Origin of the sequence: Bacillus sp. cl96, from assembly GCF_900100505.1 — a bacterium.
In the GTDB taxonomy this organism is placed as follows: domain Bacteria; phylum Bacillota; class Bacilli; order Bacillales; family Bacillaceae_G; genus Bacillus_A; species Bacillus_A cereus.
The window spans coordinates 701,213-719,028 of sequence record NZ_FNDM01000001.1 but is presented as its reverse complement, the minus strand read 5'-3'; the positions used below and the strand labels follow the sequence as shown (position 1 = coordinate 719,028).

Here is a 17,816-nt window from a genome sequence, read left to right as displayed (position 1 = left end):
AAATACCCTATAGGGTATAATATATTGTCATAGGTTATAAATAGTGACATAATGGTAATGAGGTGATTATAGGATGGAATATAATCAAGATATGAAAAATAGATTGAAACGTATTGAAGGTCAAGTTCGTGGTGTGCTTCGTATGATGGAAGAAGGAAAAGATTGCCGAGAGGTTATTACACAGTTAACGGCATCTCGTTCTGCACTTGATCGTACAATTGGACTCGTTGTTGGAACGAATTTAGAGCAATGTTTGCGTGAACAGTTTGAAAGTGGAAATGGTTCAAATGAAGAGTTAATTAAAGAAGCCGTTCAATTACTTGTAAAAAGCCGATAATCTGTCAAACGTAAGTGTTGACAGATTTTCAAAAACGGTTCAATATACCCCTATAGGTATATGTATATAAATTGTGGAGGAATCGATTATGAGTATAAAAGTGGATATGAGTTTAGATTGTAAAGGTTTGGCTTGTCCGATGCCTATTGTGAAAACGAAGAAGGCGATAGAAGGATTAGCACCAGGGCAAGTGATTGAAGTTAAGGCAACAGATAAAGGATCTACGGTAGATATAAAAAGTTGGGCTAGTAAAGTAGGACATCAATATATCGGGACGAAACACGAGGGTGATGTATTGGTGCATTATGTTAGGAAAGCAAACGAGCATGAAGTGAATGAAGTTGTGAAATATCCACATACAATTACGAATGCAGAATTACAGTCTATATTGTCTCATGGAGAAGAGAGCATTGTATTAGATGTTCGCGAAGCAGCGGAATTTGCTTTTGGCCATATTCCATCCGCCATTTCGGTGCCATTAGGTGAATTAGACAGCGCAGTATTAGATAAGATGAAGCAAATTTATGTTATTTGTCGAACTGGTAACCGTAGTGATGTAGCTTGCCACATGTTGAAAGAGAAAGGTTATGCAAATGTGAAAAATGTCATCCCAGGCATGTTAGAGTGGAAAGGGAATGTGGAAAAATAAAATTTTTTAAATAAAAATATACCTACGGGGGTAATGAGATGGATATTAAAGCATTACAAGCAAAAGATGTTGCAGAGAAAGTTTTATTCGGAGAGTTATTCATTTTAGATGTTCGTAATGAGGCGGATTATGAAGATTGGAAAATTGAAGGGAAACAAGTTTCTTCTATTAATAAACCTTATTTTGACTTGTTAGATGGTGTAGATCATATTGTCAGTGAACTACCTAAAGATAAAGATGTTTTAGTAGTATGTGCAAAAGAAGGGTCTTCTATATTTGTGGCAGAGCAATTAACAGAGGCTGGATTAGAAAATATTTATTATTTATCTGGTGGTATGAAGGCTTGGAGTGAATATGTAAAGCCTATAAAAGTGGGAGATTTAAAAGATGGCGGAAGTATGTATCAGTTTAACCGTCTTGGAAAAGGTTGTTTATCATATATGGTTATTTCAAACGGTGAAGCAGCAGTTATTGATGCGGTAAGGACAGCCGAGGCATATGAAGAATTTGCGAAAGAGCATGCTGTTACGATTACGAATGTAATGGATACACATTTACATGCAGACCATATTTCTGGAGGACGTAAGTTAGCGGAAAAAGTAGGGGGTACGTATTGGTTACCGCCAAAAGATGCGGAGGAAGTCGTTTTCTCATACGAACCGCTCGTTGAAGGATCTGTTATTACGGTGGGGGGGACTAAAATTGAAATTGACGCGTTATACTCACCAGGGCATACGATTGGAAGTACGTCATTCATTGTAAATGATTCTTATTTATTATCAGGCGATATTTTATTTGTAGATTCAATTGGGCGTCCTGATCTTGCTGGTAAGGCTGAAGATTGGGTGAGTGATTTACGTAATACTTTGTATAGCCGATATAAAGAGCTATCTCAAAATTTAGTTGTGTTACCGGCTCATTATTCAAAAGTAAGTGAAATGAACGAAAGTGGTATTGTTAGCGCAAAATTAAAAGATTTATTTGAGCATAATGCAGGATTAAATATTGAGGATGAGGGAGAGTTCCGTAAAGTTGTAACAGAAAACTTACCACCTCAGCCAAATGCATATGAAGAAATTCGTCAAACCAATATGGGTAAAATTCACCCAAGTGTGGATAAAGAGCGTGAAATGGAGATTGGTCCAAATCGTTGTGCAGTGCACGAATAATGAAATAAATAAAAAATGGAGGAATTGATGATGAATATAAAACAAGTGTTAGATGCGAAAGGTTTAGCATGTCCAATGCCGATTGTAAGAACAAAGAGAGCAATGGATACTTTGCAAACTGGAGAAGTGTTAGAAATACATGTAACGGATAAAGGGTCAGTTAAGGATATTCCAGCGTGGGCAAATAAATGTGGCCATGACATCGTAAAGCTTGAAGAAGAAGGCGATGTGCTGAAGTTTTGGATTAGGAAGGCGTAGTGAAGCAATAGTTTTGTAAATATAGAGAGGTTGGTTATATGAACACAATATTAAGTACGCTTTTCATTGTACTTGCTGCATGGTTTGTTATTTCACGATTTTTACCAGTGAAAGGTGTTCAAAATATAAATGGCAAAGAATTGAAAAGTATAGTGGGGAAAAAGGGGAAGTATTTTATTGATGTCCGTACAGTAGGTGAATATAGAGGGAATCATATGAAAGGCTTTCAAAATATCCCCCTAAATGATCTAGCAAGTAAGGCGAATCAATTAGATAAGAATAAGGAAGTAATCGTTATTTGCCAAAGTGGAATGAGAAGTAAGCAAGCAGCAAAGGTATTGAAAAAACTAGGGTTTCAGCAAGTAATAAACGTTTCAGGCGGGATGAATGGTTTGTGAGGAGGAAATTTAAAATGAAAGAAATGACTACAAAAGAATTAGAAGAAAAATTGTTGCGTAAAGAAGCGGTAAATATTGTGGATGTACGTGAAGTAGAAGAAGTAGCTGAAGGGAAAATTCCAGAAGCATGTAATATTCCACTAGGACTATTAGAGTTTCGTATGCATGAATTAAATAAAAATCAGGAATATATTATCGTTTGTCGTTCAGGCGGGAGAAGTGCAAGAGCTGTTCAATTTTTAGAAAGTTATGGTTTTCAAGCAATCAATATGGTAGGTGGTATGTTAGCGTGGGAAGGTAAAGTCATATAGTGAAGTAAGTGATTTGGGCCTTTTTATAAACAAATAAATACCCCTATAGGTAATTGGAGGGAGAACAATATGGAACAACAGAAGAAAACAACAATCGTTTTATTTAGCGGAGATTATGATAAAGCAATGGCTGCTTATATTATTGCAAATGGTGCAGCGGCGTATGATCAAGAGGTAACTATTTTTCATACTTTTTGGGGATTAAATGCTTTAAGGAAAGATGAGCATCTGAAGGTAAAGAAAACTTTTATAGAAAAAGTGTTTGGAAAAATGATGCCACGCGGTGCTGATAAGATGGGATTATCAAAAATGAATTTTGCAGGTATGGGACCAAAGATGATTAAAGGCATTATGAAAAAACATAATGCAATGCCTTTGCCAGATTTAATTGATTTGGCAAAAGAACAGGGGATTAAACTTGTAGCTTGTCAAATGACAGTAGATTTATTAGGGTTAAAAGAGAAAGAGATTATGGAAGGCGTAGAGTTTGCAGGTGTAGGGGCATATTTAGCAGATGCTTCGGATGGGAATGTAAACTTATTCATTTAATCACCTTCTTTTTAGAAGGAGGGGGATGTAAGGTGAGTGGAGTATTATTACTTTTTATAATTGGGTTTATAGGATCGTTTATATCAGGAATGGTTGGAATTGGCGGTGCAATTATTAATTATCCGATGATCTTATATATTCCAGTATTGTTAGGATTTACTGGCTATACGTCACATGAAGTGAGCGGTATTACAGCGGTACAAGTATTCTTTGCAACTTTTGCAGGCGCCTGGGCATATCGGAAAAGTACTGATATGAATAAAATGTTAGTTGTGTATATGGGAGCTAGTATATTAATAGGAAGTTTTATAGGAAGTTTTAGTGCAAATCTATTAGATGAACACGCTGTAAATGTTGTTTATACAGTATTGGCGACCATTGCAGCTATGATGATGTTTGTACCAAAGAAAAATAATAGTGGAGCAGTTAAGTATAATAAATGGTTAGCAAGTGTGTTAGCGTTTATTGTAGGAGGTGTTTCGGGCATTATTGGAGCTGGAGGTGCGTTTCTTTTAGTTCCTATTATGCTAGTTATTTTAAAATTACCATTGCGCATGACGATAGCGACATCTATCGCTATTACGTTTATTTCCTCAGTAGGGATTACGACTGGAAAAGTGATTACTGGACAAGTAGTTATCATTCCAGCTCTAATTATTGCGGTTGCAAGTATATTTGCTGCGCCACTTGGAGCGCGAGTCGGGAAGAGGATAAATCAAAAAGTACTACAATATATGTTATCGATTTTAATTGTCGGCACTGCTATTAAGATGTGGATTGATATGATATCGAAATAAAAGGATGGGCTGCTTGCAGCCCATCCTTTTATTTATGCCCAAATAACTTTCATTAAGTTTTTATATTCGTCATTCGCTAATTTATATAGCATTCTCGTATGTTCAAAGACAAGTGCTGGATTAAAGTTTGGTTCTGAGAATGCAAGAGATGTTGAAATATCAATTGCATTTTGCTTATTTAATGTGAATTTTGCAAAGCGATAAGATGTATTTAATTCATTGATGACATGTAAAATATCATTTGTTGATGTTGCATCAGGTACGTGAGCAACATTGAAGCAGTATATATCCACCGTAGGATGTTCGTTTTGGAAAGCAGCGATAAGTTGAATTTTTGCGCCAGCTTCAGTCTCTAATCCTACTGAAAAATGAACAGAGCCATCATTTTCATCTATATTTTCTTCCATGTATATATCGTTGGATTTTAAGTAGTCTTTAAAATCTGAGATGTTATGTTTTACTGCAGCTTTCATATGTATGAGCCCCCTGATAATTGGAATAGATTGCTACTATTTATTATAATTTAAAAATATTAAAAAAGATAGTTAGAAAGTTCTGATTTTTAATTCTGAAGAAATAAAAAGAAGCCGTACTCTACCTCCATAGAGTACGGCTTCTTTACTATTCATTGTCGTTAGACGATGTTTCTGTATCTTCACTGCTATTTTTGTTCTTATTTTTCACTTCATTGTTACTTGATTCGCGTTCACTTGAATTTTCAGACTTAGATTCTTTTGTCTTTTTCGAATCAGAGTCTGAGTCAGACTTTGTATATGCAGGTAGCCCAAGATGAGTACGAAGTTCATTTGTAACATTAGCTAATTCTTTTTTATCTGGATTGTAGTAGTAAGTTCGACCACCACCAGCAGATTTGCTACAAGTATCGTCACCTTTTGCCATATAGCAATCATCACCTTGGATTTGTAATTTCTCAATTTCCGAATCCGATCCATATTTATAGAATGAAAGCATATCATCAAATGTTAAGTTTGTAACGAATTGGCCGTTAATATCATCAATGATGTTGCCAACTTTTGTTACAGAACCAACACTTGTTAGTTTCTTTAAAATAGCCTCGATAACGAGTTGTTGACGTTGTCCACGCATTGCATCACTATCGATGTGTCTTGTTCTAGCAAGAGCAAGAGCTTCTTCGCCATTTAGCTTTTGAACACCTTTTTCTAGGTGAATAGCCTCAGCATTATCATTGCTATCTTGCTCAGTAAATTCAACTGGTACATCAACTTCAACACCGCCCAAGTCATCGACGATTTTTATAAATGATTTAAAGTTGAATTTTACAAAATAATCGACAGGAACATTCATTAATTTTTCAACTGCATCAATGCTTGCTTGTGGTCCACCATTTTTTCCGTTTTTAGCAGAACCGAATGCATGAGCGTGTGTAATTTTATCTTTTTTCTTTTCTATTGGGATATAAGTATATGTGTCACGTGGGATACTTAATAGTTTAACAGTTTTGCTATCTTTATTAAATGTTGCAAGTAAAAGCGCATCTGTTCTTATAGCTTCACCATATTCTTTTCCTCGGACATCGCTTTCATCAACACCCATTATTAAAACAGAGACGTTATTTGTAATAGGTTTTACAGCTTTATCTCGTAAATCAGATTTATCACCGCGTGCTAAATCGTGTGCGGCATTTCGAACAGCAGAAGATGCTTTATTTACTAAAAACCAAGTATAACCGCCGCCTATTAATAAAACGAATAGTATAGCGCTTATAATAATTTTTATTTTTTTCTTATTTTTTTTCGGTTTATTGCGTGTATTTTCTTGCAAAGATGGGTTTTGCTCCATTTCCTGTACTCCTTCATTTGGATTGAAATACGACACTCATATCCACTTATTATAATGAAATTTAGCGAAAAAAAACATTACAAAACATTTACATTTCGTAAAAATTCAATATATTTATAAAAAGTCAGATTTTCTATATTATCTTTTTTAGATGTAGAATAAGTATAAGTTGTTTTAGTAGAAATGAAAATATGTATTGTGAGAAAGTGATAGAGAAGTAAGATTTGTTGAAATATAGCCAAGAAGAAATGAGTAAGCTTACTTATTTCTTCTATATAATAAAGAAGAATTTGACGGATAAAGGAGAGAGCATAATGAATCATACATCATTCCGAGCAATCGTTGTGAACGAAAAGGAAAATCATCAGTTTGTAAGAAAAGTTGTTGAGAGAGAAGTAAGTAGTTTACCTGAAGGAGACGTATTCATACAAGTTCATTATTCTTCATTAAATTATAAAGATGCTCTTTCAGCTACTGGTAATAAGGGTGTTACGAGAACATATCCTCATACGCCAGGAATTGATGCTGCAGGAGTGGTTGTGAGTAGTGAAGATGCTACCATTAAAGCAGGAGATCAAGTTATTGTAACGGGATATGACTTAGGTATGAATACCTCTGGTGGTTTCGGAGAATATATTCGCGTGCCATCATCTTGGGTCGTGCCTTTACCGGAAGGAATGTCATTAAAGGAAAGTATGATGTATGGGACAGCAGGTTTTACTGCGGCTTTGTCGGTATATAAGCTTATTGGAGCAGGAGTCAAGCCTAGTATGGGAGATGTTTTAGTAACGGGTGCTACAGGCGGCGTAGGGAGTGTAGCTGTTAGTATATTAAGTAAGCTAGGGTTTAACGTAGTAGGAGCGACAGGAAAAATGGAAGAGGAAGATATGCTACTACGTCTAGGAGCGAAAAAGGTGATTCATCGCGCGGAATTGAATGATGAATCAGGAAGACCGATGTTAAAAGGGATATACGCGGGAGTTATCGATACTGTAGGTGGACATATGCTAGAAACAGCTTTAAAAACAGTAAAGTATGGTGGTTGTGTAACGACATGCGGTAATGTGGCAGGCCAGGAACTACAAACAACGGTATATCCGTTTATTTTACGAGGTATAAGCCTTTTAGGGATAGATTCCGTGCAATGCCCAGTAGATGTGAGAAGAGATGTTTGGACGCTTTTAGCGAAAGAATGGGGAAATAAAGAGTTACTATCTTATACAGAAGAATGTACATTAGAAGAATTAGAGAAGAAGTTTGCACTTATATTGCAAGGAAAGTTAAAAGGAAGAACAGTTGTTAAAATATAATGAAAAAAGAGACGCTTAAGTTAGCGTCTCTTTCTTATTATAATGATTGTTTTAGATTGATTTTTCCTTGTTCACCTAAAACACCGTCAGCGATATTTACAGCGTGATCGCCAATGCGCTCTAAGTTACTTACCATATCGACGAAGATGATACTTGCATCACCTGAACAGCTGCGTTCGTTTAGACGTAATACGTGACGTTTACGAAGAACACGTTCCATTTGGTCGATTTTGCGTTCTTTGGCAATAACAGTTTGAGCTAGTTCAGTATCGAAGTTTGTTAAAGCTTCAACTGAGTCTTGCAGTGTTGAAATTGTTAACTCAAGCATTTCGTTTAATTCAGCTAATGCTTCATCTGATAGTGAAACACGGTTTGAAATTTGGAAATCTACAAGTTCTACAAGGTTTTCTACATGATCACCGACACGTTCAATATCTCCAACAACACCTGCTAAAACAGAATGTTTTTCAGAATCCGTAGGTGAAAGTGGCTTTTCTGATAGTAAAACTAAATACTCGGTAATTTTTTTATCTAAATTGTTAATAGCTCCTTCTAATTGAGTAGCCATGTTTGCGTGTTTTTTGTCTTGTGTATTTAAAAATTGATTTGCTTCTTTTAATCCATGTAATGAGAACTCAGCCATACGGATAATCTCTTTTTGAGCTTCAGTTAAAGCGATGGCTGGAGATTGTTCAATAAAGATTGGATTTAAATGTTGTGGTTTGAAGTCAATCGCTGCATCTTCACCACGAATAATTTTTGTTACGATCCATGCTAACACTGCAATAAACGGGAATTGAATGATTGTATTTGTTACGTTAAATGTTCCGTGTGCAAATGCAATAGTCATTTCTGGATTCAAGTTTAATGATGTTTGGAAATATTGAATTAAACTTGTAAATGGTATTAATAAAATTGTAAAGATAATTGTACCGATAATATTAAAGATAACGTGAACTAATGCTGCACGTCTTGCTGCAATTGAAGTACCGATTGCTGCTAATACAGCTGTAATTGTTGTACCGATGTTATCACCGAATAATACAGGAAGAGCTGCTTGTAAATCGATTGCACCTTGACCGAATAGTTCTTGTAAAATACCGATTGTTGCACTTGAACTTTGTACAATTAAAGTAAAGACTGTACCGACAACAATTCCTAAAATTGGATTATCACTCATGCTCACTGTTAATTCTTGGAATGATTCTAAAGAACGAAGAGGTTTCATACCTGCGCTCATTAATTCTAAACCGAAGAATAACATACCAAAACCGAATACAACTTGACCTACAGAATGTACTTTTTTATTTTTAAAGAAGAATAGTAAGATTGCTCCAACTGCCATAACTGGGAGAGCATATTCTCCGATTTTAATTCCGATAATAAATGCAGTAACTGTCGTACCGATGTTTGCACCCATAATAACACCGATTGCTTGTCTTAATGTCATAAATCCGGCACTTACAAGTCCGACTGTTAAAGCGGTTGTTCCTGAACTGGATTGGATTAATACAGTAACTAACATACCTGCTAGTACACCCATAAGTGGGTTTGTTGTAAAACGATCTAGAATATCGCGAAGACGATCTCCAGCTGCTTGTTGCAGTCCATCGCCCATGTATTTAATCCCGAATAAGAAAATACCTAATCCACCAATGAACTGGAAGATCATATCTTGAACATTATATTCCACGCATTCCACTCCTTAAATTTCATGTACGATGTAATTATTAACTGAACCTTGAGTCACTGTAAACGGTTTGCTAGTAAAATTTACACTAAATTTACAAAGGGAATAAAAGTTTACAATCCCTTAAAGAAACAACTGCATTTCATTGGTTTTTATCTTGTATAAATCTTAATTTTGTAAAGAAATCACACTTTTTAGAATAATGTTGTTCAGTCGAATATCAAGGAAAGCGTCTGCAAGTTCATCGTATATTTTTTGATGAACTTAAAAAAAATATGTAGGGAAATGCATGTAGTTTTAGAACAGCAAAATGAGGGAAAACAATTCTTTTAACATGATAAAAAAGCCACTGAATTATCCAGCAGCTTTTTCCGTGTTTTTATCGCCATGCTTTTGTTTTCTTATGCTTGTAATGTAAATGAAGAGAAAAGCAATAAGTAATAGAGAGGAGTAACGATATACAGTTGCATAGTTTGTAAAGTGAGCAATAAATCCAAAGATAATCGCTCCAGCGCCGATTCCAAGGTCAAATGCGGAGAAGAATGTAGCAGTTGCTACGCCGCGTCGATGCGGTGCTACGCGGTCAATCATCCATGCTTGTAGTGCAGGTTGGATCGCTCCAAAACCACTTCCGTAACATGCTGCAGCAATAATTAAGCTCGGAATTGTCGTCGTATACGACAATAAAATAATACCTGTAAACGTTATAATAACTCCCGGAATGATGACGAATGTATGGCCTTTCGCATCATATAGCTTTCCAGAGAATGGACGAGTCACAGCGATTGCTAGTGCGTTACATAAAAAGAAGAGACTAATATCAGCTATGCCGACTTCTGTAGCAAATAGTGTGATAAAACTTCCGATTCCTCCGTACATTAATGTAATACATAATATTAATAATGAAGGAAGTAAAGCTTTACGCTCAATAAATCCATCGAGAAAAGTACTAGATGATTGTTGTGGAGGCTGTTTCGTTTTTTGGATTTGAAGTAGTTTCGTTAATATTAATGAAACAATTGTGCACGATAATGCACATAAAAAAAGAATTGTGAAGTTATATGTTTGCATAAGCCATAGTCCGATAAGTGGACCGAGGGCCATTGCAAGTGTTCCAGAAAGACCAAAATATCCCATGCCTTCTCCGCGGCGAGCTGAGGGAATTAAATCAGAAACGACAGTTCCATATGTAGTCGTTGTAATACCGAAACCAGCTCCGTGCAAAATACGAACAGCAAGCAAGAGAAAAATAGTTGAGGCGAAAAGGTAACTGCCCATAGCGAGTAAACAAATAGCAGTACCGGTCATTAAAATGATTTTTTTATTGAATTTTTGCAAGGCGTTCCCAGTTAGCGGTCTAACAAAAAGTGCCGCAACGGTAAACATGCCGACAACAAATCCGATATTTGAACTTGTGCCACCAATTTCTTTCACATAAACAGGTAAGGTTGGAATTAACATTTGAAACCCTAAAAACATACATAAGTTTGCAAAAATTAAAGCAACAAACTCTTTTGTCCATAACGGTTCTCGTTTTACGAGTATTGCTTCTCCCATATATTCATCCCCTATATAAAATTTTCTCTTTTCTTTCGAGTATATGTATTGGCCAATGCAACAGTCAAGGAAGGTGTCTTGAAAACGGATAACAATTTTTAAGGTGAAAAACTGACAAATTTGTGTAAAGGCTACACAACTATGAAAAAAAGATGTAAAGTATAGATGTATAGACTTGTAGGTGTTAAGAATGATAGAAATTGTTTTTTCTTTAAAGAAAGCGGATTCAAAGGAGTAGTGAACAAGAAGGGGATATATACTTTTTCACTACATATATTTGAAAAGGTTTACAATATGATGAAGAAAGAGGCGTGTACATATGAGACGATTAGGTATTTCTATTTATCCAGAACATTCAACAGTAGAGAAAGATAAGGAGTATTTAACATTAGCAAGTAAATATGGGTTTACACGTGTGTTCACATGTTTATTATCTGTGGATGGAGAAAAAGAGAAAATTATTGAAGAATTTAAAGAAACGATCTCACATGCGAATGCATTAGGGTTCCAAGTATTAGTGGATATTAGTCCATCTGTTTTTGAACAATTAGGTATTTCGTATAATGATTTATCATTCTTCCATGAATTGGGTGCGTACGGTATTCGTTTAGATGTTGGTTTTTCAGGATTAGAAGAATCAATTATGACTTATAATCCGTATGGTTTGAAAATTGAGATTAATATGAGCAATGGTACGAAGTATGTAGATAACATTATGAGTCATAGACCAAATCGTGAAAATTTAATTGGTTGTCATAATTTTTATCCGCATCGTTATTCAGGGTTATCATACGATCATTTCATTAAATGCTCGAAACAATTTAAAGATTACGGTATGAGAACGGCTGCTTTTATTTCATCATTTGATGCAACATATGGACCTTGGCCAGTAACAGAAGGGTTATGTACATTAGAGCAGCATCGTGAATTACCGATGACAACACAGGCGAAACATTTATTCGCGACGGAATTAATTGATGATGTTATTATTGCAAACGCATATGCGTCAGAAGAAGAATTACAAGCACTAGGTGCATTAAATAAAGAGAAACAAACATTTGATATAGAAATATATGATACAACGACAGAACTAGAAAGAATTATCGTATTAAACGAACCACATTTTTATCGCGGAGATGTATCTGAATATATGATTCGTTCTACACAAAGTCGTGTGAAATATAAAAAAGAAGAGTTTAAACCTCATAATACGCGTGAAATTAAGCGTGGGGATTTATTAATTGATAATGAACAATATGGTCAGTATAAAGGCGAATTACAAATTGCATTAAAAGATATGGTGAATACAGGAAAAACAAATGTAGTTGGTCGAATTGTAGAAGAAGAGATTTTCTTACTAGACTATTTACAAGCATGGGATAAATTCGGATTTACATTAAAGAAATAGAGAGAATATAAAGGGGAAAAACTACTGATTTCAGCAGCTTTTCCCCCTTTATATATAAAGAGCGAGAGGAAGAGCTATGACAAAGGTGCATCAGCGATTAATTTCTATTTTAGAGGAATTTTTAGAAGAGAAATCGATGTTAAATCGAGCTTTTTTAGCGGGCCGTTTACATGTATCGACGAAGACGATTCAAAAGGATATAAAATTATTAAATGATATATTGGAAGAAAATGGAGCGAAAATCGAATCGCAAAGAGGGACTGGGTACGAATTAGAAATTATACAAAAGAAGAAATTTGAAGACTTTTGTGTGAGTCTATTTCAAAAACAGACGGAAAAGATCCCAACTTCTTATGAAGAAAGAATAGCGTACATTCTGCAGCGTGTTTTAATGACAGAGGGATATGTGAAGCTTTCAGAATTAGCGGAAGAGATGTATGTGAGCAAATCAACGGTCAATTTAATTATGAAAGATGTTACAGATATATGTGGTCGCTATAAATTACAAATTGAGAAGAGACCGTATTATGGTATACGTATTGTTGGAGAGGAATTTAATATTCGTTCTTGTTTATCACAATATGGTTTACCGCGTTATGACCATACTCCGTTTCATGAGCAATTTGAGCAGACGGAGACATATTTATCGCTACCGCATATATCACTCATTCGTTCAATTATATTAAAGTATATTGAAGGCGGAACAATATATTTATCTGATATAGAAATTGATAATTTAGTCATTCATATTGCAATCGCATTAAAGCGTTGTCAAAGTCAACATTATATGAAAGGACTGCATGCGGAGCAATCAGAACTTATAATAAAGAAAGAATATACAATTGCGAAGCAGATTTTAGGAGATTTAGAGAAAGCATTAAAATTTTCATTTCCAGAAGAAGAAGTATTATATGTGACGATGCATTTATTAAGTACTGCTGTTACAACGAGAAATCGCTATGAAAATATAGAAGAGCTATTAGGGAAAGATATATATGCATTTATGCAACATATTCTTTTTAAAGTAGCGGAAGAACGGAATCTTATTTTTTATTATGATGAAGAATTATTATTTGGATTTGGTATTCATTTAAAAACGTTATTAAATCGTTTGAAGTATAAGTTAAATACGAGAAATCCTCTTTTGGCAGAAGTGAAAAAGAATTATCCGTATGCTTTTGAAATTGCGGTTCTCGTTGGAGATATCATTGGTGAATATACGGGTGAATCGATCCCTGAAAGTGAAATTGGTTATATTGCAATTCACTTCGGTGGAGCTATGAGCCGTTTGCAGGAGCAAAATCAAAAGAAAAGATGCTTATTAGTTTGTGCGACTGGTCAAGGAAGTGCCCAACTATTAAAATATAAAATTTTATCACAGTTCCGAGATAAATTAGAGATTGTAGGTATTACAGGCTATTATCAATTGAAAGTAGAAGATCTTTATAAAGAAAAAATAGATTGTATTATTAGTACGATTCATATACCGAGTGGCTTGCCTGTTCCAGTTATAAAAGTGAATTCAATATTTGATGATAAAGAGATTAAATCGATTGGTCAGCGGTTGTTTACGCATGTGAATACTAGTGTGCAGCCTTATATTAAGGAAGATTTAATCTTTTTAAATTATAGTGCTTCTACGAAAGAGGATGTTATTCAGTTTTTATGTGAGAAAGCTGCTGAGAAACGCTATGTACCAGAAAACTTTTATGCTTCTGTTATGGAAAGAGAAAATACGTCTCCGACAGCGGTTGGGAATTCAGTTGCAATCCCGCATCCGATGCAGTTATTAAGTGAGGAAACTTTTTTGATGTTTTGCACACTTGAAAAGGCTGTTGATTGGGGAGATAAAAAAGTACAAGTAATTATTTTATTTAGTGTAAAGCGCAATAATAATGAAGATTTGCAAAGGCTTTATGATTTTTTATATGATATTATGTCTAGTCAAACTACGATAGAGAAACTTACTCAGACCGAGGTAATTGAAGATTTTCAAGAGATTTTATTATCATTTTGAAAAAGTATATAAAAACTTCCGTTACATAACGGAAGTTTTTTATGTTTAATTGTATGCGTTTTCATAATAAGATGGAAATATAGAAAACATATAGCTTGGGGGAATTTAAAATGGCTGATATGCAAACTCCATTTGCGTTAATTTTACATGGTGGCAATGCGAGAAGTGCTGCGCTTGAAGCAATTGCTTTTGCAAGACAAGGGGATTTCGGGAATGCCGGTGAAAAGATGAAACTTGCTAGTGAGGAAATTTCAGCAGCGCATCGTATTCAAACGGATTTAATTCAAGAAGAGGCAAGAGGAAATCATGCAGAAATTAGTTTACTGTTGGTGCACGCACAAGATCATTTAATGAATGCAATTACAGTGAAAGAACTGGCTGAAGAATTTATTGCTCTTCATAAACGAGTAGAAGAGAAAGTGACCGTATAAGATGTACATTTTATTATGTTGTGCAGCAGGTATGTCAACGAGTATGGTCGTAAGAAAAATGCAAGAAGAGGCAAAGAAACAGGGGAAGAATTATAAAATTAAGGCAGTTGATTCAGAACTAGTGAAGCTTGAAATTAAGGAAGCCGATGTCGTTTTAATTGGCCCACAGGTGAAATATTTATTTCCAGCTGTAGAGTTTCTTGCAAATTCATACAATATACCAGTTGCGATTATAGACCAACGAGATTATGGCATGTGTGATGGTTTGAAGGTGCTTAAGCAAGCAGAACAATTAGCTTTAGCATAATTATATCTTTTTAAATATAAACATTATAATGTTATAAAGTTTATTTCGTTCTTTTATAGTAGAGAGAAAGAGGAGGGCTATTGATGAATGGGTTTATGAGTTTTATGGAACAAAAGATTATGCCAACAACGCAAAAGATTGCAGGACAACGACATTTATTAGCAATTCGAAACGGGGTTATTTCTACATTACCGTTAACGATCGTCGGATCATTTTTTGTTATCTTTTTAAATTTACCAATTGATGCATATATGGAATGGATCGCACCGTTTCGCCATATTTTAGATATTCCATTCCGATTTACAGTAGGACTAATGGCGTTATACGCAGCGTTTGGTGTAGGGGCTTCGCTCGCGAACTTTTATCAGCTCAATCAGTTAAGTGCAGGGTTATTATCTGTACTCGCCTTTTTACTAGCATCAGTTGAACCAATTCAAATTACGAAAGCTGTACCAGGTGTTATTGATGCAGGGAGATATATTTCAGTAGGAACATTAAGTGCAACGTCTTTATTCGGCGCAATTGTTACAGCATTAATTGCAGTAGAAATTTATCATTTTATGATTAAGCATAATATCTCGATTAAATTACCAGATAGTGTACCACCAGCAGTTTCAAATTCGTTTGCAGCATTAATTCCAACATTAGCAGTTATTCTTTTATTCTGGGGCATTCGCTACGGTTTGAAATTTGATGTGAATACAACGATCACATATTTAATCGCACCATTAAAATCAGTATTAGTAGGAAATAATTTATTCGGTGGTTTATTAACAGTATTCTTAATCGTGTTTTTCTGGTCATTCGGTATACATGGACCAGCGATTTTAGGACCAATTATTCGTCCGATGTGGGATTCAGCAATTCTTGAAAATATGGAAGTATTCACGGCTACAGGAAATGCACATCAGTTACCAAACTTATTTACAGAGCAATTTATTCAATGGTTCGTATGGATTGGCGGATCAGGCTCAACGTTAGCTTTAGTAATTATGTTTATGTTCTCTAAATCTAAGTTCCTAAAAGAGTTAGGTAGATTATCATTCGTACCAGGTTTATTCAATATTAACGAACCAATTATTTTTGGGGCACCGATTGTAATGAACCCAATTCTAATTATTCCGTTCGTTATTACACCGTTAGTGACAACGACAGTATCATATTTTGCAGTTGTTTCAGGTATGATTCCACTTATGATGGCGAAACTGCCATTTACGATGTTAGCACCAATTGCAGCGGTAATTAGTACGGACTGGACAATTATGGCTGGTGTACTTGTACTTGTTAACTTTGTCATCTCATTCGTTATTTACTATCCATTCTTCAAAATGTATGAGAAACAACAATTAGCAGGAGAGGAGAAAACAGAATGCTCGGAGCAATTATCATCTTAATTACATTCGTGGTCGGACAGTGTATTGCCCATTATTCGAAATGGGTACAAAGTAAATCTTTATTAGTGTTACTACTAGTATCAGTTTTATTTATCGGTTGTTCAATGGGTGCATATGTAATGTTAGGATTGCAATCACCGTACGTAATTATTGTACCGACAATTTTATGTGCAACGTGTTTATCTGCAAAATATAGATTTACGAGCATGGCATTAATACAACGTGTGAAGGAGATGCAAAAGCATGGAGCGTAAATTAGGAATTTCACTTTATCCAGAACATTCAACGAAAGAAAAAGATATGGCTTATATTTCCGCAGCGGCACGACACGGTTTCTCAAGAATATTTACTTGTTTGTTATCTGTGAATCGTCCGAAAGAAGAAATTGTAGCTGAATTTAAAGAGATTATCAATCACGCAAAAGATAACAATATGGAAGTTATTTTAGATGTAGCTCCAGCTGTGTTTGATCAGCTTGGTATTAGTTATAGCGATCTATCATTTTTCGCAGAATTAGGCGCAGACGGTATTCGTTTAGATGTAGGTTTTGACGGATTAACGGAAGCGAAAATGACGAATAATCCGTACGGTTTAAAAATTGAGTTAAATGTAAGTAACGATATTGCGTACTTAGAAAATATTCTTTCGCATCAAGCGAATAAATCAGCTTTAATTGGTTGCCATAATTTTTATCCGCAAAAATTCACTGGTCTTCCATACGATTATTTCATTCGCTGTAGTGAACGCTTTAAAAAGCATGGTATTCGCAGTGCAGCCTTTATTACATCACATGTCGCAAACATCGGTCCATGGGATATTAACGATGGATTATGTACATTAGAAGAGCATCGTAATTTACCAATTGAAGTACAAGCGAAGCATTTATGGGCAACAGGGTTAATTGATGATGTCATTATCGGAAATGCTTATGCGAGTGAGGAAGAGTTAGAGAAACTAGGAAACTTAAATCGCTACATGTTACAGCTAAAAGTGCACTTTGTAGACGAAGCGACTGAAGTAGAGAAGAGAGCTACGCTGCAAGAATTACACGTAAGGCGCGGCGACATAACAGAGTATATGGTACGTTCTACAGAAGTACGTAAAAAGTACAAAGATTATGACTTCCCAGTGCGTGAAAGTGTGCTGCAGGAAAGAGGGCAAGTTGTAATTGGAAACAATTCATTTGGTAAGTATAAAGGTGAACTGCAAATCATTCTGAAAGAAATGCCGATAGATGAACGGAAAAATATCGTCGGTACAATTGCGGAAGAGGAGTTATTCTTACTAGATTATGTAGGAGCTTGGACGCAGTTTACTTGTGTGGAATAGGGAAGATAGGGGGCGTTCCAAATTTTGGACCGCCTTTTTAATATTAAAGTACTTTTAACGTCAAAATTTGTCGGTAAATCGATA

Annotated in this window: 20 protein-coding genes; 16 read left to right on the top strand and 4 right to left on the bottom strand. The window is 35.3% G+C overall.

The window, feature by feature from the left end; translation table 11 throughout:
* The first annotated feature begins 73 nt into the window (after window positions 1-73).
* The 8 genes from BLT20_RS03985 (at window position 74) to BLT20_RS03950 (ending at window position 4,468) form a co-directional block, all read left to right on the top strand.
* Window positions 74-337 carry a metal-sensitive transcriptional regulator gene (locus BLT20_RS03985; RefSeq protein ID WP_000456206.1) on the top strand — a complete coding sequence of 88 codons (264 nt, stop codon included), beginning with the start codon at window positions 74-76 and terminating at the stop codon, window positions 335-337.
* 88 nt (window positions 338-425) lie between these two features.
* Window positions 426-986, top strand: coding sequence for a sulfurtransferase TusA family protein (locus BLT20_RS03980; protein ID WP_000023952.1), 561 nt, complete (start codon window positions 426-428; stop codon window positions 984-986).
* 38 nt (window positions 987-1,024) lie between these two features.
* Entirely contained in the window at window positions 1,025-2,155 is a 1,131-nt protein-coding gene (locus tag BLT20_RS03975; protein ID WP_000351647.1) for an MBL fold metallo-hydrolase, read from the top strand.
* Between the two features lie 27 nt (window positions 2,156-2,182).
* Window positions 2,183-2,413 carry a sulfurtransferase TusA family protein gene (locus BLT20_RS03970; RefSeq protein ID WP_002182462.1) on the top strand — a complete coding sequence of 77 codons (231 nt, stop codon included), beginning with the start codon at window positions 2,183-2,185 and terminating at the stop codon, window positions 2,411-2,413.
* A 38-nt stretch (window positions 2,414-2,451) separates the two neighbouring features.
* Window positions 2,452-2,811, top strand: coding sequence for a rhodanese-like domain-containing protein (locus BLT20_RS03965; protein WP_001092318.1), 360 nt, complete (start codon window positions 2,452-2,454; stop codon window positions 2,809-2,811).
* Between the two features lie 14 nt (window positions 2,812-2,825).
* Entirely contained in the window at window positions 2,826-3,122 is a 297-nt protein-coding gene (locus tag BLT20_RS03960) for a rhodanese-like domain-containing protein (RefSeq protein WP_000661809.1), read from the top strand.
* A gap of 69 nt (window positions 3,123-3,191) precedes the next feature.
* Window positions 3,192-3,671, top strand: coding sequence for a DsrE/DsrF/DrsH-like family protein (locus BLT20_RS03955; RefSeq protein ID WP_000437717.1), 480 nt, complete (start codon window positions 3,192-3,194; stop codon window positions 3,669-3,671).
* A 32-nt stretch (window positions 3,672-3,703) separates the two neighbouring features.
* Complete coding sequence (locus tag BLT20_RS03950) at window positions 3,704-4,468, top strand: sulfite exporter TauE/SafE family protein (RefSeq protein ID WP_000017249.1); 765 nt, start codon at window positions 3,704-3,706, stop codon at window positions 4,466-4,468.
* A gap of 32 nt (window positions 4,469-4,500) precedes the next feature.
* On the opposite strand, the gene BLT20_RS03945 is transcribed toward BLT20_RS03950, so the two are convergent.
* Both BLT20_RS03945 and BLT20_RS03940 read right to left on the bottom strand, forming a co-directional pair.
* Window positions 4,501-4,941: a hypothetical protein gene (locus BLT20_RS03945; RefSeq protein WP_000642362.1), complete on the bottom strand. Its 441-nt coding sequence runs from the start codon at window positions 4,939-4,941 to the stop codon at window positions 4,501-4,503.
* A 148-nt stretch (window positions 4,942-5,089) separates the two neighbouring features.
* The gene (locus BLT20_RS03940) at window positions 5,090-6,289 is read right to left on the bottom strand and encodes an LCP family protein (protein WP_000437391.1); all 1,200 of its coding nucleotides are present in this window, start codon (window positions 6,287-6,289) and stop codon (window positions 5,090-5,092) included.
* A 314-nt stretch (window positions 6,290-6,603) separates the two neighbouring features.
* Here BLT20_RS03940 and BLT20_RS03935 point away from each other — a divergent pair, with 314 nt between their 5' ends.
* Window positions 6,604-7,599, top strand: a complete 996-nt coding sequence (locus BLT20_RS03935) for a YhdH/YhfP family quinone oxidoreductase (RefSeq protein WP_001016960.1) — start codon at window positions 6,604-6,606, stop codon at window positions 7,597-7,599.
* A gap of 37 nt (window positions 7,600-7,636) precedes the next feature.
* On the opposite strand, the gene BLT20_RS03930 is transcribed toward BLT20_RS03935, so the two are convergent.
* Window positions 7,637-9,292 carry a Na/Pi cotransporter family protein gene (locus BLT20_RS03930; RefSeq protein WP_000456278.1) on the bottom strand — a complete coding sequence of 552 codons (1,656 nt, stop codon included), beginning with the start codon at window positions 9,290-9,292 and terminating at the stop codon, window positions 7,637-7,639.
* 351 nt (window positions 9,293-9,643) lie between these two features.
* Window positions 9,644-10,846, bottom strand: coding sequence for an MFS transporter (locus BLT20_RS03925; RefSeq protein ID WP_000503248.1), 1,203 nt, complete (start codon window positions 10,844-10,846; stop codon window positions 9,644-9,646).
* A gap of 319 nt (window positions 10,847-11,165) precedes the next feature.
* Here BLT20_RS03925 and BLT20_RS03915 point away from each other — a divergent pair, with 319 nt between their 5' ends.
* From BLT20_RS03915 to BLT20_RS03885, 7 genes are all read left to right on the top strand, one after another.
* Window positions 11,166-12,254, top strand: coding sequence for a DUF871 domain-containing protein (locus BLT20_RS03915; protein ID WP_001253349.1), 1,089 nt, complete (start codon window positions 11,166-11,168; stop codon window positions 12,252-12,254).
* Between the two features lie 76 nt (window positions 12,255-12,330).
* Window positions 12,331-14,271, top strand: coding sequence for a BglG family transcription antiterminator (locus tag BLT20_RS03910; protein ID WP_000169796.1), 1,941 nt, complete (start codon window positions 12,331-12,333; stop codon window positions 14,269-14,271).
* A gap of 110 nt (window positions 14,272-14,381) precedes the next feature.
* Window positions 14,382-14,702 (top strand): PTS lactose/cellobiose transporter subunit IIA, encoded by a 321-nt coding sequence (locus BLT20_RS03905; protein WP_000774631.1) that lies wholly within the window; start codon window positions 14,382-14,384, stop codon window positions 14,700-14,702.
* Between the two features lies 1 nt (window position 14,703).
* Window positions 14,704-15,009, top strand: coding sequence for a PTS sugar transporter subunit IIB (locus BLT20_RS03900; RefSeq protein WP_000275641.1), 306 nt, complete (start codon window positions 14,704-14,706; stop codon window positions 15,007-15,009).
* A gap of 83 nt (window positions 15,010-15,092) precedes the next feature.
* Complete coding sequence (locus tag BLT20_RS03895; RefSeq protein ID WP_001013053.1) at window positions 15,093-16,403, top strand: PTS sugar transporter subunit IIC; 1,311 nt, start codon at window positions 15,093-15,095, stop codon at window positions 16,401-16,403.
* Window positions 16,379-16,657: a hypothetical protein gene (locus BLT20_RS03890; RefSeq protein ID WP_000900048.1), complete on the top strand. Its 279-nt coding sequence runs from the start codon at window positions 16,379-16,381 to the stop codon at window positions 16,655-16,657. The genes BLT20_RS03895 and BLT20_RS03890 overlap by 25 nt, the downstream gene beginning before the upstream one ends.
* Window positions 16,647-17,732, top strand: coding sequence for a DUF871 domain-containing protein (locus tag BLT20_RS03885; protein WP_000440054.1), 1,086 nt, complete (start codon window positions 16,647-16,649; stop codon window positions 17,730-17,732). The genes BLT20_RS03890 and BLT20_RS03885 overlap by 11 nt, the downstream gene beginning before the upstream one ends.
* Window positions 17,733-17,816: the final 84 nt, after the last annotated feature.

Coding starts and splice junctions, on each gene's coding strand:
- BLT20_RS03985 (WP_000456206.1), top strand. CDS start 74: ATGGAATATAATCAAGATATGAAAAATAGATTGAAACGTATTGAAGGT.
- BLT20_RS03980 (WP_000023952.1), top strand. CDS start 426: ATGAGTATAAAAGTGGATATGAGTTTAGATTGTAAAGGTTTGGCTTGT.
- BLT20_RS03975 (WP_000351647.1), top strand. CDS start 1,025: ATGGATATTAAAGCATTACAAGCAAAAGATGTTGCAGAGAAAGTTTTA.
- BLT20_RS03970 (WP_002182462.1), top strand. CDS start 2,183: ATGATGAATATAAAACAAGTGTTAGATGCGAAAGGTTTAGCATGTCCA.
- BLT20_RS03965 (WP_001092318.1), top strand. CDS start 2,452: ATGAACACAATATTAAGTACGCTTTTCATTGTACTTGCTGCATGGTTT.
- BLT20_RS03960 (WP_000661809.1), top strand. CDS start 2,826: ATGAAAGAAATGACTACAAAAGAATTAGAAGAAAAATTGTTGCGTAAA.
- BLT20_RS03955 (WP_000437717.1), top strand. CDS start 3,192: ATGGAACAACAGAAGAAAACAACAATCGTTTTATTTAGCGGAGATTAT.
- BLT20_RS03945 (WP_000642362.1), bottom strand. CDS start 4,941: ATGAAAGCTGCAGTAAAACATAACATCTCAGATTTTAAAGACTACTTA.
- BLT20_RS03940 (WP_000437391.1), bottom strand. CDS start 6,289: ATGGAGCAAAACCCATCTTTGCAAGAAAATACACGCAATAAACCGAAA.
- BLT20_RS03935 (WP_001016960.1), top strand. CDS start 6,604: ATGAATCATACATCATTCCGAGCAATCGTTGTGAACGAAAAGGAAAAT.
- BLT20_RS03925 (WP_000503248.1), bottom strand. CDS start 10,846: ATGGGAGAAGCAATACTCGTAAAACGAGAACCGTTATGGACAAAAGAG.
- BLT20_RS03915 (WP_001253349.1), top strand. CDS start 11,166: ATGAGACGATTAGGTATTTCTATTTATCCAGAACATTCAACAGTAGAG.
- BLT20_RS03910 (WP_000169796.1), top strand. CDS start 12,331: ATGACAAAGGTGCATCAGCGATTAATTTCTATTTTAGAGGAATTTTTA.
- BLT20_RS03905 (WP_000774631.1), top strand. CDS start 14,382: ATGGCTGATATGCAAACTCCATTTGCGTTAATTTTACATGGTGGCAAT.
- BLT20_RS03900 (WP_000275641.1), top strand. CDS start 14,704: ATGTACATTTTATTATGTTGTGCAGCAGGTATGTCAACGAGTATGGTC.
- BLT20_RS03895 (WP_001013053.1), top strand. CDS start 15,093: ATGAATGGGTTTATGAGTTTTATGGAACAAAAGATTATGCCAACAACG.
- BLT20_RS03890 (WP_000900048.1), top strand. CDS start 16,379: ATGCTCGGAGCAATTATCATCTTAATTACATTCGTGGTCGGACAGTGT.
- BLT20_RS03885 (WP_000440054.1), top strand. CDS start 16,647: ATGGAGCGTAAATTAGGAATTTCACTTTATCCAGAACATTCAACGAAA.